Raw genomic sequence first — 13,131 nt, forward strand, 5'->3', positions numbered from 1 at the left:
TTCTCCCCGTTCTACGGGGAGAAGGTGCCCAAAGGGCGGATGAGGGGCAGCGCCGGCCTCGGTTATCCTCGGGCCGCGGCCTCCAGTTTGTCGATTTCGATCTTGCCCATCTGCATCATCGCCGACATCACACGACCAGCTTTGGCCCGGTCCGGATCCTGAAGCAGGCGCGGCAGTTGCTCCGGCACGACCTGCCAGGAAACGCCGAACTTGTCCTTCAGCCAGCTGCAACGCCCTGGTTCGCCGCCTTCGGTGAGTCTGGTCCAGAAATGATCCACCTCTTCCTGCGTCTTGCAGTCGATCGACAGCGAGATCGCTTCGGTGAACTTGTATTGCGGCCCGCCGTTGAGGGCTTGGAACTGTACGCCGTCGAGCTCGAACGAGGCGACCAGCACCTGGCCCTCCTGGGGATGGCCCTTGGGCCAGCGCGTCACGCTCAGCACCTTCGAATTCTTGAAGATGGAGATGTAGTGGTTCATGGCTTCCTCGGCCTGGTTATCGAACCACAGGAAGGTGGTGATCTTCTGCATGCCTAGCTCCTCGGGCTTCATGTTGGCTTTCGTTATCAAACGGATCGCCGGCGATTTCGTGCCGTTTCGATGCCGTCTGCCTCAAGGACGCTTCGCCGAGGTATCATCCGACAGCGGCCGCAAAATTTCCTGAAAAGCTCAGATTGGCCGAAGCTCCCTGGCGCAGCGCAAAATGGTGGTCATGCCGGACCATGGCCGCTATAACCGCTGCCGACTAAAATTCGAGCGCCGCCCGCCGCGCATCGGGACGGCCAGCCAGCAAGGACAATCCAATGCCCGCCTATCGTTCCCGCACCACCACCCACGGCCGCAACATGGCCGGCGCCCGCGGCCTGTGGCGCGCCACGGGTATGAAGGACAGTGATTTCGGCAAGCCGATCATCGCGGTGGTCAATTCCTTCACCCAGTTCGTGCCGGGCCACGTGCATCTGAAGGACCTCGGCCAGCTTGTAGCGCGCGAGATCGAGAAGGCCGGCGGCGTCGCCAAGGAATTCAACACCATCGCCGTCGACGACGGCATCGCCATGGGTCATGACGGCATGCTCTATTCGCTGCCGTCGCGCGAGCTGATCGCCGATTCCGTCGAGTACATGGTCAACGCGCATTGCGCCGACGCCATGGTCTGCATCTCCAACTGCGACAAGATCACCCCCGGCATGCTGATGGCCTCGCTCCGCCTCAACATCCCGACCGTCTTCGTCTCAGGCGGCCCGATGGAGGCCGGCAAGGTGGTGCTGGCCGGCAAGGCGCAGGCGCTCGACTTGGTCGACGCCATGGTCGCCGCCGCCGACGACAGGATTTCCGACGAGGACGTCAAGGTCATCGAGCGCTCGGCTTGCCCCACCTGCGGTTCGTGCTCCGGCATGTTCACCGCCAATTCGATGAACTGCCTGACCGAGGCGCTCGGCCTGTCGCTGCCCGGCAACGGCTCGACGCTTGCAACACACGCCGACCGCAAGCGCCTGTTCGTCGAGGCCGGCCATCTCGTCGTCGATCTCGCCCAGCGCTATTACGAGCAGGACGACGAAAGCGCCCTGCCGCGCAGCATCGCCTCCAAGGGCGCGTTCGAGAATGCCATGACGCTCGATATCGCCATGGGCGGATCGACCAACACGGTGCTGCACATCCTGGCCGCCGCCCATGAAGGCGAGGTCGACTTCACCATGGAAGACATCGACCGTCTGTCGCGCAAGGTGCCGGTGCTCTGCAAGGTCGCGCCGGCCAAGTCCGACGTTCACATGGAGGACGTCCATCGCGCTGGGGGGATCATGGCGATCCTCGGCCAGCTCGACCAGGCCGGCCTGATCAATCGCGACCTGCCGACCGTGCATACCGCAACGCTCGGCGAAGCGCTCGACCATTGGGACATCGCCCGCAGCTCGGCCGAGAATGTCCGCGAGTTCTTCCGCGCCGCCCCCGGTGGCGTGCCGACGCAGGTCGCCTTCAGCCAGGACCGCCGCTGGGACGAGCTTGATCTTGATCGTGAGAAGGGCGTCATCCGCTCGGCCAGGACGCCCTTCTCGAAGGATGGCGGCCTTGCGGTGCTGAAAGGCAATCTGGCGCTCGACGGCTGCATCGTGAAGACCGCCGGCGTTGACGAGTCGATCCTGAAATTCACCGGCCCGGCCCGCGTCTTCGAAAGCCAGGATGCGTCCGTCAAGGCGATCCTCGGCAACGAGATCAAGGCCGGCGACATCGTCGTCATCCGCTACGAGGGACCGCGCGGCGGCCCCGGCATGCAGGAGATGCTCTATCCGACCAGCTACCTGAAGTCGAAGGGCCTCGGCAAAGCCTGCGCGCTGATCACCGACGGCCGCTTCTCCGGCGGCACGTCCGGCCTGTCGATCGGCCATGTATCGCCCGAGGCCGCCGAAGGCGGCGCGATCGGCCTGGTCCAGGAAGGCGATACGATCGAGATCGACATCCCCAACCGCAGCATCCGCCTCGCCGTCAGCGAGGCCGAGCTCGCCGCCCGCCGCGCCGCGATGGAAGCCAAGGGCGCCGACGCCTGGAAGCCGCACGAAAAGCGCAAGCGCAAGGTGACGACCGCGCTACGCGCCTACGCCGCCTTCGCCACCAGCGCCGACAAGGGTGCCGTGCGGAAAGTGCCGGAGTGAGGAGCGGTTTCCCTTCTCCCGCAAGGGGAGAAGGGAACCCGCCTACGGCATCAGCTGATATTCATAAAGCTTCTGGTAAAGCCCGCCCTGCTTGAGCAGCGTCTTGTGCGGGCCACTTTCCAGCACTTTGCCCTTTTCCAGCACCACGATCGTGTCGGCCTGGTGCACGGTCGACAACCGGTGCGCGATGACGATCGTCGTGCGCCCGACGGTCAGCTGCTGCAGCGCGTCGCGGAACAGTGCCTCCGACTCGGCATCCAGCGCGCTGGTCGCCTCGTCGAGCAGCAGGATCTCGGCGTTGCGCAGCATGGCGCGCGCGATCGAGATGCGCTGGCGCTGGCCGCCGGAGAGCAGCGAGCCGTTCTCGCCGACCTCCGTGTCGTAGCCCTTGGCCATCGCGCTGATGAACTCATGCGCGTTGGCGGCCTTGGCGGCGGCGACCACCTCCTCGTCGGTCGCGCCTTCGCGGCCGAGGCGGATATTGTGCATGATGGTGCCGGCAAACAGGAAAGTGTCCTGGCTGACATAGGCGATCTTCTGCCTGAGCGAATCCAGTGTCGCGAACGAGATGTCCTGGCCGTCGAACATCACCCTGCCGGTCTGTGGGTCGTACATGCGCATGATTAGGTTGAGAATCGTCGACTTGCCGCTGCCCGAGGGGCCGACCAGCGCCGTCATCTTGCCGGCGGCCAGTGTCAGGTTCAGACCTTCGAACACCGGCGGGCTTTCCGGATAGGCGAAGCTGACATCGTCGAAGCGGATTTCGCCCGGACCGGGTCGCAGCGGCGTGGCGCCGGGTTTTTCGGCGAGCGTCAGCGGCCGGTCGGCAAGCTGGAACATCATGCGCACGCCGACGATGCCGGTCTCCAGCGAGATGCGCACGCGGGCCAGGCGCTTCGCCGGCTCATAGGCCAGCAGCAGCGCCGCGATGAAAGCCATGATGTTGCCCGGCATCTGGCCGCCCTGCAGCACCAGCAGACCGCTGACCAGCACGGCGCCGGCGATCGCCAGCCCCGCCAGCGTTTCCATCACCGGGCTTGTGGCGGCTTCCAGCGTCGCGATGTTGTTGGCGCGGGTTTCGACGTCCGAAACCGCCTTGTGCATGCGCTTGCGCATCGCGGCTTCGAGATTGAAGGATTTGACGACGCGCACGCCGATCGCCGTCTCCTGCATCACATGCACAATCTGGCCGAGCGAAATGAATTCCATCGCCGCGATCTTGCGGACACGCTTCAGGATGCGGTTGACGCTGTAGATGGCAATCGGCCCGGCGACGAAGCAGATCAGCGACAGCGCCGGCTGTTGCCAGACCATGACTCCGACCAGGACGATCAATGTCACCAGGTCGCGCACATAGGAGGTGACGACGAGGTCGAGCACGCTGCGCGCGGCCTGCGCGTTGTTGGTCATGCGGGCGATCAGCTCGGATGACGAGGTCGAATGGTAGAATTCGATGCCTTGCGCCAGGATCCGGTCGTAAATCTTGCGCTGCCGGTCGGCGATGATGGCGTTGCCGACGCGGCTCATGAAATAAGCCTGGACGAAGCTGGCAAAGCCCTTGAGCAGGAAGATCGCCGCGACCCCCGCCGCGATCAGGTTGACGCGGTCCAGCCGCTTGAAGACAACGAATTCATTGGTGATCTCGCGCAGGATCCAGGCGCTGGCGCCGGTCATGGCGGCCACCACCAGCATCGACAGGATGGCCGCGCCATAGCCGAATTTATGCTCGTGGAAGGATTCCTTCACCAGCCTGGCAATGAGGCGTTGGTTTTCCGTCGAGCGGAAGAAGCGAAACAACGGCCGGTCCTGTGTCTGGCTTGCAAAGAATTTCGGATTCGCCACGAGGGCGAGAGGCGGCTTATAGAGCGAGTTGCGGCGCGATGGAACCTTTCGGCCGCCGGAGAAAGAAAAGGCTGCGCCAGGCTGTCTTTTCGGCCACGATGAATACAGATTCTTGGAAAAAAGGGGGTGACTACGGATGGATTTCGACCTCATCGTGCGCGGCGGTACGCTGCCGGATGGCAGGATTGCCGATATCGGCATTGCCGGCGAGACTATCCGCGCGATCGAGCAGAAACTGCCGGGCTCCGCGCCGACCGAGATCGACGCACGCGGCAATCTGGTCTCGCCGCCGTTCGTCGACCCGCATTTTCACATGGACGCCACTCTGTCCTACGGCATCCCCCGCATCAACGCTTCCGGAACGCTGCTCGAAGGCATCGCGCTCTGGGGCGAGCTGAAGCCGCTGCTGACGCATGAGGCCGTGCGCGACCGCGCACTCGCCTATTGCGACTGGGCCGTGTCGATGGGCCTGCTCGCCATCCGCACGCATGTCGATGTCTGCGACGACCGGCTGCTCGCGGTGGAAGCCCTGCTCGGCGTCAAGAAAAGCGTCGCGCCCTATATCGACCTGCAACTGGTCGCGTTTCCGCAGGACGGCCTCTATCGCTCGCCGACAGCGTTGAAGAACACTGTCCGGGCGCTCGACATGGGCGTCGACATCGTCGGCGGCATCCCGCATTTCGAGCGCACCATGGCCGACGGCACGCGCTCGGTCACCGAGCTTTGCGAGATCGCCGCCAAACGCGGCCTGATGGTCGACATGCATTGCGACGAGACCGACGATCCGCTGTCGCGCCATATCGAGCAGCTGGCGTATGAAACCCAGCGCCTCGGCCTGCAGGGCAGGGTGGCCGGCTCTCACCTCACCTCCATGCATTCGATGGATAATTACTACGTCTCGAAGCTCCTGCCGCTGATCGCCGAGGCCGGCGTCTCGGCAATCCCCAACCCGCTGATCAACATTATGCTGCAAGGGCGCCACGACACCTTCCCGAAGCGGCGCGGCCTGACCCGGGTGAAGGAGATGCTGGCGCTCGGCATCCGCGTCGGCTGGGGCCAGGATTGCGTGCTCGACCCCTGGTATTCGCTGGGCACCGCCGACATGCTCGACGTCGCCTTCATGGGCCTGCATGTGGCGCAGATGTCGAGCCCGGCCGACATGGCGCGCTGCTTCGACATGGTCACCAACGTCAACGCCGCCATCATGGGTCTCGATCATCTCGGCCTCGCCGTCGGCAGGCGGGCGAGCCTCGTCGTGCTCGACGCCGGCAATGCGATCGAGGCCGTTCGCCTGCGCCCCGAACGCCTCTGCGTCATCGCCAGGGGCAAGGTGGTAGCCGAACGCACCAGGCAGGAAACGCGGCTTTCGATCGCGGGACGGCCGGCGCAGGTGAACCGGCGGCATAAGGCCGGCTAGAACCATCCGATTTCCGCCGCTGGTCTTACCGATCGTCCCATTTTCCCTCGTCAAACCGGCCGCTTGCGGCTAGGGAGCGGGATGGCTTCGCTCGCCCGCAATTTCACGATCAGGAACATGTTGCTCGCCGGCATCCTGTTGATGCTGGCCGGCGACTTCATGTTCGCGCTGAACGACGCGATGGGCAAATGGCTGGTCGCTTCCTTCTCGGTCGGACAGGTGGTTTTGATCCGCTCGATCGGCGCCTTCATCGTGCTCGGCCCGATGATCGCCAACCAGGGCACGGCCAGGCTGTTTCACATGGACCGGCCGCTTTTGCAGTTCCTGCGCGTCGTGGCCACCGCCACCGATACCGGGCTTTTCTATGCCGCGGTCGTCTACCTGCCGCTGGCCGATGTGATGAGCTTTTACATGGCTGGGCCAATCTACGTCGCGGCGCTGTCGCACCTTCTGCTCGGCGAAAAGATCGGCTGGCGCCGTTGGCTGGCTATCCTGGTCGGCTTCTGCGGCGTGCTGATCATTTTGAAGCCGTCTTCGGCCGCCTTCTCGATGTCTTCCGGCTTCGCGCTGGTGGGCAGTATCGCCTTCGGCTTCGCCATCATCCTCGGCCGCCTCTTGCGCGGTACCAGCGACACGACTTTGGTCACCTGGCAGACGATTGGCACGCTGATTGTCGGCGGCCTGTTCACAATCGGCGCCTGGAACACGCCCTCGGCGCTCGATTTCGGCGCCATGCTTCTGCTCGGCGTCGTCTCCTGCGCCGCGCATCTGATGATCACGAGGGCGCTGAAGCTGGCGCCGGCCTCGACGCTGGCGCCGCTGCATTACAGCCTGCTTCTGTGGGCGGTGGTCTTCGGGCTGGTCTTCTTCGGCGACGTGCCCAGCCCGCGCATCCTGGTCGGTGCGGCCATCGTCGTGCTTGCCGGCCTGTTCATCTTCCACCGCCAGAAGGTGGTGGAGACCGAGGTGCCGCCCGAGAACGTGCCAAAGGGCGTGAATTAGAATCCGGGCCTGTGTTCAGCCCTCTCGCACGGCGGCCAGATGCCGTGAAAACTCCGCCGTTTCCATCAGCGCCTTGCAGCGGGCGAAGCGGCCGTCGGCATAGGCGCGGAAATCGTCGGCCGGATTGTCGTTGGCGAGCTGGATCAATCCCCACAGCGTCCACAAAAGGTCGCACATCGCCTTGTAGATGACGACGCGGCCGCGCTCTGCCGGCCGCGCTTCGCCGCCGAAATAGGTGCGCATCAGCTCCTCGTCCTGGGTCTCATCGAACCTGCCCTCGACCGAGAGGTCGCCGAGGTCCCACAGCGGATCGTTCATGCCAGAATATTCCCAGTCGACGATCCACATGCGATCGCCCGTATCGAGGAAGTTCTCGCACAGCGGATCGCAATGGCAGGCGGCGAGCGGGATGGGATGGGCGGCGAGCGCATCCCGCACGCTGTCCGCCTCGCGGACCACGTCGTGATAGCCCGAAGGCAGTGCGACATCCTTGGTCGACAGCACCCTTAGATAGTCGTGGATCATCGCGAACAGCTCAAAGCGGAAGGGAAAGACGGCGCCCGATGAATGCAGCTTGCGGAAAGCTTGGCCTGCCCGCGCCGGGCTGCCCGGCCGCGCCTTGAATCTCTCCGGCGACATCGTCTCGGCGCCGGCGATGAAGCGCGTCGCCATCAGGCCGGATGCGGGATCGAAATAGAGCACTTCGGGGCTGACGCCGGCCTTGGCCGCCTCGCGCGCCGCCACTGCCTCGTTGGCGCGGTTGATATATTCTTCGGTACCCTTGCCGGGAATGCGCAGACACGCTTCGCCGGCCCTGTAAACCTGGTTGGTCAGGCCGGCCAAACGCTCCAGCGGCCCGTCATAGCCTGCCAGCGCCGGAATGGTGGCCAATGCGGCGCGCGCCTCGTCCATCGTCATCCCCTTTACCATCACACGATGTTTTATAGCGGAACGGTTCCACAGTTTTTGCCGCTTGGCTACCATCGCGGGTACGAATCGGCGGCGGGAGCAGAAATGGCGGACGGCAAGCAAAACAACGCGCTAAGCGCGGCCTACGCCGCCAGGCGGCCGGAGGAAGTGGCCGCGGTCTATGACGGTTGGGCCGAGACCTATGACGCCGACATGTCGGCCGCCAGCTATCGCCATCCGACGATCTGCCTGGCGGTGCTGGCCCGCCACCTGTCGCGCGGCGCCGAACCCTTGCTCGATGCCGGCGCCGGCACCGGCCTGATCGGCGAATGGCTGGCCATCACCGGCTATCCGAGGGTCGAGGCGCTCGACATCTCCCAAGGCATGCTGGACAAGGCCGGCGCCAAGGGCGTCTACACGGCGCTGCATCGCTTGGCGATGGGCGACGCTCTGCCCTTCGCCGACGGCACCTATGCCGGCATCGTCTCGGCCGGCGTCTTCACATCCGGCCATGTCGGGGTCGAGGGCCTGGACGAGCTGATCCGTATCTGCCGCCCTGGCGGCGTCATCGTGCTGACGGTGAAGAACACGCTGTGGGAGGCCGGTTTCGCGGAGCGGATCGCCGCGCTGGAAGCACGCGGCGCGATAAGCCGCCTCGAAGAGACACGGCCTTATGCCTCGATGCCCGGCGAGGGCGACACCGTGCCGAGCCGTTGTCTGGCGCTGCGCGTCAACTGACCCGCGCTGTTCGGATCAGGCCTTTATCTTCATCCCGGCCGGATCGTACAGCGGCTCGAGATGGATTTTTGCCGGTGTGCGCTCCATCGCCACGACAAGCTCATAATCGCCCGAGGTGAGGAATTCATCGCTGACGCCGTCGGCATTGCGCACATAGCCGTAGCCGATGTTCTTCTCCACCGTGTAGCCGTAGCCGCCGCTGGTCAGATAGCCTACGGGCTCGCCATTGCGCAGGATCGTCTCGCGCCCGACCAGCACGATCTCCGGCTCGTCCACCGTGAAGCCGGCAAAGCGTTTTGTCGGCGCCTTGCTGACCGCTTTCTCCAGCGCGCTCCGCCCGACAAAGTCGGTGTTCTTGCGAAGCTTTACCGCCCAGCCAAGCCCCGCTTCCAAGGGCGTGTCGTTCGGCGTGATGTCGGAGCCCCAGGCGCGATAGCCCTTTTCCAGCCTGAGCGACTCCAGCGCCCGGTAGCCGACCGGGCGAATGCCATGCGCCTTGCCGGCCGCCATCAGCGCATCGAAAACCACGCCGGTGGCCGCGATCGGTACATGCAACTCCCAGCCGAGCTCGCCGACATAGGTGACGCGAAGCGCCTTCACGTTGTGGCCGGCAATCTGGATTTCGCGGGCATGGCCGAAGGGGAAGGCGGCATTCGAGACATCGGCCTCCGTCACCGCCGACAGCACGTCGCGGGCGCGGGGGCCCATCAGCGACAGCGTGCCGTACTCCTCCGTGACGTCCTTCAGCCTGGCATCTAGGCCGGAGCCGATATGATCGCTTATCCAGGACAGGTCATGCGTGCGGAAACCCGTGCCGGTGACGATGTAGAACCGGTCCTCGCCGAGCCGCGACACGGTAAGGTCGGCCTCGATGCCGCCGCGCGTGTTGAGAAGCTGCGTGTAGGTCAGCCGGCCGACTGGCCTGCTGACGTCGTTGGCGCAGATCCAGTCGAGCGCCTTCAGCGCGTCCGCGCCAGTCAGCTCGTATTTGGCGAAGGAGGACTGGTCGAAGATGCCGACCTTATAGCGCACGTGCCGGTGCTCGTCGCCGACCGGGCCGAACCAGTTCTGGCGGCCCATCGAATAGACGTCTTCGGGCTCCATCCCTTTGGGTGCGAACCAGTTTGGCCGCTCCCAGCCGAGCTTGGAACCGAACACGGCGCGATGGGCCTTCAGCCGCTCATAGAGCGGCGAGACGATGCGCGGCCGCCCGGACAGATATTCCTCATGCGGGAAGGCGATCGTGTAATGCTTGCCATAGGCTTCCAGCGTGCGGTCGCGGACCCAGTCGCGGTCGCGATGCAGGCTGGAGAAGCGCCTGATGTCGACCACCCACAGGTCGAGCGGCGCTTCGCCGTCGACCACCCATTGCGCGAGCACCCAGCCTGCGCCGCCGCCCGACGCGATGCCGAATGCGTTGAAGCCGGCGCCGACGAACATGTTGGAGCATTCCGGCGCCACGCCGAGGATGAAATTGCCGTCCGGCGTGAAGCTTTCCGGTCCGTTGATCATCTGCTTGACGCCGGCGGTTTGCAGAGCCGGAACACGCGCGATCGCCTGCGTCATATGCTGCTCGAAATGATCGTAGTCGTCGTCGAACAGGCGGAATTCCCAGTCGTTGGGAACGTCGCCGCCGGGAAGCCCGGTTGCCCAGGCCTGCGGGTTGGGCTCATAGCCACCCATGACCAGCCCGCCGACCTCCTCCTTGAAATAGGTGCGGCGGTCGGGGTCGCGGATCGTCGGCGCGTCGGGGGCCAACCCTTCGATCTTCTCGGTAATGATATACTGGTGCTGGACCGGCTGCAGCGGCACGTTGATGCCGGCCATCGCGCCGACCTGCCGCGCCCATTGCCCGGCGCAGTTCACCACCTTGTCGCAGGCGATGTCGCCTTTTGAAGTCTTCACCGCCGCGATGCGGCCATCCTTCATCGCAAAACCGGTGACGCGCACGTCCTCGAACAGTTTCGCGCCATGCATGCGCGCGCCCTTGGCCAGCGACTGAGCGATGTCGGAGGGGCTTGCCTGCCCGTCGGTCGGCAGCCAGGAAGCGCCGATCAGGTTGCTGGTCTCCATCAGCGGCCACATGCGCTTCACGTCCGCCGGCGACAGGAGCTGCATGTCCATGCCGAAGCTCTTGGCCGTGGTCGCCAGCCGCTTGAACTCGGTCCAGCGGTCGGCATTGGTCGCCAGCCGCAGGCAGCCGGTCATCTTCCAGCCGGTCGCCAGGCCGGTTTCGGCTTCGAGGCCCTTGTAGAGCTCGACCGAATATTTGAGCACGCGCGTGATCGAGGCCGACGAGCGCAGTTGCCCGACCAAGCCGGCGGCGTGCCAGGTCGAGCCCGAGGTCAGCTTGCCCTGCTCGAGCAGCACCACGTCGGCCTTGTGGTCGCGTGCCAGGTGATAGGCCGTGGAACAGCCGATGATGCCGCCGCCGATGACGACGATTTCGGCATGGCTGGGCAAGGTCATGACTTGGTCCCGTATTTCGTCCGATAGTTCTCCAGCGCCGCGTGGAGCCGGACGAGGTTTTCCTCGGTATAGGCGACATAGTCGATGCCGGGCGCGTCGAGATAAAGCTCGGAGACCATGCTCCACATCGCCTCGCGCAGCAGCGAGGCACATTGCATGGCGGCGTGCGAACGGCGGATTTCGCTGTCCGGCTCCTTCATGAAATAGGCGGTCAGGAACGCAAAGGACTCGTCATCGCTCAGCCCGGCATTGGAGGCGGCGCCGGCGAGATCGAACATCGCCGTGTTGAAGCCGGCATACTCGAAATCGATCAGCCACAGCCGCTTGCCGTCGTCGAGGATATTGGCCGGCAAAAGATCGTTGTGGCCGAAGACGATCGGCAGCAGTTTCTGCGCCCGCTCGAGCTCGTCTGCCAAGGCCAGGTAGCGCGGCAGCTCGTCCTTCTTGCGGCTGCCGCCTTCGTCCAGCGTGCGCGCATAGTCGCGGATGACGTGGAACACCCAGAACATGAAGCCGGCGCCGGAGACGTGGTTCGGCATCTCGCGATGGAAGCCGCGAAGCAGCCCTGCGACACGGTCGAGATTGGCCCGCACGTCTTCAGCGAGGAAGGTCTTGGCGCCGAGGAATTCCGTCACCAGTATGCCGGGCTCGGCATAATGCACGGCCGGCGCGAAGGCCGCCGCATGCGCCGCCCGCGCCGTCATCACCTCGCGCTCGCGGAAGACATGGTGGAACGGGAAGTCCTGGCCGAAGCGCACGACATGCCGCCCGGCCGCATCTGTGACGACATAGTTGGCGTTGCTGAGACCGCCCGGCAGCGGCTCGATCTGGATACTGCCGTTCCAGCACGGCAGGGCGCGGATGCGGTCTTCGGCACTCACGGCTTCGCTCCGGCCTCAGCCGGTCCCGCGGAAAACGACGATGGGACAAAATAAAAAAGCCTCGTCGGTGCGAGACGCCAGGATCGGTATCCCGCACCGCACCGACGAGCCCCTTGGCCAGGTATGATATCCCGGCATCCGCCCCCGCGGATTCGATAAAAGCTCGCGCCTGGCTGGTTCCAGACGATCTGGTCACTAGGTTGCGGCTCTGCCATCACCCTCCCGTGGCAGCTCCGAGCCTGTCACGATGCCAGTCTCATGCCGCGGTGGCAGAGCTGTCAATCAAAAGCTGTGACCTTTTTTGGGGGTTTTGCCCGAAAATATAAGCGGCTCCTTTCAAAGTGCTGCCAAAACCTTAAATTCGGTCAAAATTCCCGGACATCCACATGATCCATTCGAAGCGGCATGCCGAAATCCTGCGGCTCCTCAGCGAAGAGGGCACGGTCAGCATCGCCAGCCTCGCCGAACGTCTCGGCGTCTCGCTGGAAACGGTGCGGCGCGACGTCAAGCCGCTCGCCGACGACGGGTCGGTGCTGAAGATGCATGGCGCCGTTGGCCTCGCCTCGATGGTGGGCGAGGCGCCGTTCGAGCGGCGCATGCGCGAGAATGCGGAAGCCAAGCGCCTGATCGCCAGGATGGTCGCGGCCACCATTCGCGATGGCGAGGCGATCATGCTCGATACAGGCACGACCACATCCTTCCTCGCGCGAGAGCTGCTCGGCCATCGCCGGCTGACGGTGGTCACCAATTCCTCCGACATCGCCCGCACGCTGGCGACGGTGAACGGCAACAAGGTCTATATGGCGGGCGGCGAGCTGCGCAGCGATTCGGGTGCTGCTTTCGGCATCTCGGCAATCGAGTTCGTCAGCCGCTTTTCGGTCGATCATGCGGTGATCTCGATCGGCGCGGTCGATGCCGCCGCCGGCCTGACCGACTATGAGCTGGAGGAGGCGGAGTTCGCCCGCATGGTGCTGTCGCGCGGCCAGCGTTCGCTGGTCGTCACCGACCATACCAAGTTTGGCCGCCAGGGTCTGGTCAGGGTCTGCGGCTTCGACGGCTTTTCCGAGCTTGCCACTGACCGGCCGCCGCCGCCCGACATCACCGCCGCGCTGAGCCATGCCGGCGCGCGCCTGGCCATCGCGACGCCTTGACCGCGACCGGGGACAGGAAAGCTAGCCGAACACCAGCGACTACCACGCCGCCATCCCAGCCATGGTGCTGGACCG

At 64.8% G+C, this 13,131-nt stretch carries 10 protein-coding genes; 5 read left to right on the forward strand and 5 right to left on the reverse strand.

Going from position 1 to position 13,131, the window contains the following annotated elements; genetic code table 11:
* Positions 1 to 62 precede the first annotated feature (62 nt).
* Positions 63 to 530, reverse strand: a complete 468-nt coding sequence (locus tag FJW06_RS09175; protein WP_140750787.1) for a VOC family protein — start codon at positions 528 to 530, stop codon at positions 63 to 65.
* A gap of 272 nt (positions 531 to 802) precedes the next feature.
* Here FJW06_RS09175 and ilvD point away from each other — a divergent pair, with 272 nt between their 5' ends.
* Positions 803 to 2,647 (forward strand): dihydroxy-acid dehydratase, encoded by a 1,845-nt coding sequence (ilvD, locus tag FJW06_RS09180; protein WP_140750789.1) that lies wholly within the window; start codon positions 803 to 805, stop codon positions 2,645 to 2,647.
* Positions 2,648 to 2,689: 42 nt separating this feature from the next.
* Here ilvD and FJW06_RS09185 read toward each other — a convergent pair whose 3' ends face one another.
* On the reverse strand, positions 2,690 to 4,444 hold the full coding sequence (locus FJW06_RS09185) for an ABC transporter ATP-binding protein (protein WP_140750791.1): 1,755 nt from the start codon (positions 4,442 to 4,444) through the stop codon (positions 2,690 to 2,692).
* 181 nt (positions 4,445 to 4,625) lie between these two features.
* Here FJW06_RS09185 and FJW06_RS09190 point away from each other — a divergent pair, with 181 nt between their 5' ends.
* On the forward strand, positions 4,626 to 5,906 hold the full coding sequence (locus tag FJW06_RS09190; protein WP_140750793.1) for an amidohydrolase family protein: 1,281 nt from the start codon (positions 4,626 to 4,628) through the stop codon (positions 5,904 to 5,906).
* Between the two features lie 81 nt (positions 5,907 to 5,987).
* Complete coding sequence (locus FJW06_RS09195; protein ID WP_140750795.1) at positions 5,988 to 6,908, forward strand: DMT family transporter; 921 nt, start codon at positions 5,988 to 5,990, stop codon at positions 6,906 to 6,908.
* Between the two features lie 15 nt (positions 6,909 to 6,923).
* Here FJW06_RS09195 and FJW06_RS09200 read toward each other — a convergent pair whose 3' ends face one another.
* The gene (locus FJW06_RS09200) at positions 6,924 to 7,826 is read right to left on the reverse strand and encodes a phosphotransferase family protein (protein WP_140750797.1); all 903 of its coding nucleotides are present in this window, start codon (positions 7,824 to 7,826) and stop codon (positions 6,924 to 6,926) included.
* 96 nt (positions 7,827 to 7,922) lie between these two features.
* On the opposite strand from FJW06_RS09200, the gene FJW06_RS09205 reads away from it, so the two are divergent.
* Positions 7,923 to 8,555, forward strand: a complete 633-nt coding sequence (locus FJW06_RS09205; protein ID WP_140750799.1) for a class I SAM-dependent methyltransferase — start codon at positions 7,923 to 7,925, stop codon at positions 8,553 to 8,555.
* Between the two features lie 15 nt (positions 8,556 to 8,570).
* On the opposite strand, the gene FJW06_RS09210 is transcribed toward FJW06_RS09205, so the two are convergent.
* Positions 8,571 to 11,024 carry an FAD-dependent oxidoreductase gene (locus FJW06_RS09210; protein ID WP_140750801.1) on the reverse strand — a complete coding sequence of 818 codons (2,454 nt, stop codon included), beginning with the start codon at positions 11,022 to 11,024 and terminating at the stop codon, positions 8,571 to 8,573.
* Entirely contained in the window at positions 11,021 to 11,905 is an 885-nt protein-coding gene (locus FJW06_RS09215) for a phosphotransferase family protein (protein WP_140750803.1), read from the reverse strand. Before FJW06_RS09215 ends, FJW06_RS09210 begins: the two co-directional genes overlap by 4 nt.
* A 386-nt stretch (positions 11,906 to 12,291) precedes the next feature.
* Here FJW06_RS09215 and FJW06_RS09220 point away from each other — a divergent pair, with 386 nt between their 5' ends.
* Positions 12,292 to 13,056 (forward strand): DeoR/GlpR family DNA-binding transcription regulator, encoded by a 765-nt coding sequence (locus tag FJW06_RS09220; RefSeq protein WP_140750805.1) that lies wholly within the window; start codon positions 12,292 to 12,294, stop codon positions 13,054 to 13,056.
* Positions 13,057 to 13,131 lie beyond the last annotated feature (75 nt).

This window comes from Mesorhizobium sp. B4-1-3, assembly GCF_006439355.1.
In the GTDB taxonomy this organism is placed as follows: domain Bacteria; phylum Pseudomonadota; class Alphaproteobacteria; order Rhizobiales; family Rhizobiaceae; genus Mesorhizobium.